Source organism: Amycolatopsis sp. GM8 (genome assembly GCF_021653975.1).
GTDB lineage: Bacteria > Actinomycetota > Actinomycetes > Mycobacteriales > Pseudonocardiaceae > Amycolatopsis_E.
Genome location: NZ_JAJKFK010000019.1, coordinates 1 through 1,263, shown reverse-complemented (window position 1 = coordinate 1,263; position 1,263 = coordinate 1). Strand labels below are relative to the sequence as shown.

The window sequence follows — 1,263 nt, the reverse complement described above, 5'->3', positions numbered from 1 at the left end:
TGATGTGCTCCGAAAATTTCGGACGCGGCTCAAACGGACTGTATCATGCTGCTTGGTGTTTGGTGAACCATTCGTCGAGCGCTTCGAGTGGTGGCCGGTATCCCAACGCTGAATGCAACCGGCGTGTGTTGTAGAAGCCTTCGACGAACTTGATGACCTCGCGTTGCGCCTCTGCTCGGGTGGCGAAAGATCGGTGGTGTATCCATTCCGTCTTCAGTTTCCCGAAGAATGACTCGGCCATGGCGTTGTCGAAGCAGATTCCGGTCCGCCCGACGGATTGACGGACACCTTCCTGGCGCAGCAGGCGGGAGAACTCGTAGGAGGTGTATTGGCTGCCGCGGTCGGAGTGAAAGATCGCTCCGTCAGGTAGCCGGATACGGCCAGCCGCCATTGTCATCGCCGCAGACACAATTCCCGCGTTGTAATGCTTATCCACAGACCATCCCAGAATACTTTTCGAATAACAGTCGATCACCGTTGCGAGGTACAGTGTTCCTTCGCCGGTGTTGATCTGCGTGATGTCACCGACCAGCTTCTTCCCTGGCGCCGCCGCGGTGAAGTCCCGCTTGACCAGGTCCGGGATCACTCCTGCGGTGCGGGCGGCCACGGTCAACCCTCGCCTGGGCTTGACCTGCACGGGACATAGTCGTGCGGCCCGCATGAGCCGTCGTACCAGCTCGTCGTCCACCCGCACCCCGCTGCGCATCAGCTCGGCGTGCACACGCCGATAACCATAGGTGCGATACGACGCGGCGAACACTGCGCGAATGTGCTCGGTCAGCACTTCTCGGCGTCGCGCCTGCGTCGATACCTTCCGACGCTCCCAATCATAGAATCCCGAGCGGGACACGCCGAGCAGTCGGCACATCCAGGTCACACCAAAATGGGCCTTCTCCGCCGCGATACACGCGTAACGCTGCGCTACCGTTGTTCTTTCGCGAAGAAGGCCGCCGCTTTTTTCAGGAACGCGTTTTCCCGCTCCAGTTCCGCGACACGCCGTTCCAACTCGGCTTCCCGACCCCCAGCCGGCTGACTTTGATCCCTCTTCTTTTTCTCGGCCGACACCCAGTTGTGAACCGTCTGCGGGACCACATCAAAATCACGCGCCGCCTCAGTGAAACTCAGCCCACCCTCCAGGACCGCCTTCACCACCTCGGCCTTCAATTCCGGCGAATACCTTCTCTGTCTCCTGGCCATAAAAACTCCTCCGGATCCTCCACCAGCCTACTTGGAAGACATGTCCGGAAACCTCGGAGCACCTCA

Annotated in this window: 2 protein-coding genes; both read right to left on the bottom strand. The window is 59.9% G+C overall.

What is annotated here, in order from left to right; all coding sequences use genetic code 11:
- Nucleotides 1–43 precede the first annotated feature (43 nt).
- Nucleotides 44–904 (bottom strand): IS3 family transposase, encoded by an 861-nt coding sequence (locus tag LOZ83_RS39635; RefSeq protein ID WP_236797089.1) that lies wholly within the window; start codon nt 902–904, stop codon nt 44–46.
- A gap of 17 nt (nt 905–921) precedes the next feature.
- Nucleotides 922–1,197 carry a transposase gene (locus LOZ83_RS39630; RefSeq protein WP_236797088.1) on the bottom strand — a complete coding sequence of 92 codons (276 nt, stop codon included), beginning with the start codon at nt 1,195–1,197 and terminating at the stop codon, nt 922–924.
- Nucleotides 1,198–1,263 lie beyond the last annotated feature (66 nt).

Excerpts from the sequence above, each read along its gene's own strand:
- LOZ83_RS39630 (WP_236797088.1), bottom strand. The coding sequence starts at position 1,197 with ATGGCCAGGAGACAGAGAAGGTATTCGCCGGAATTGAAGGCCGAGGTG.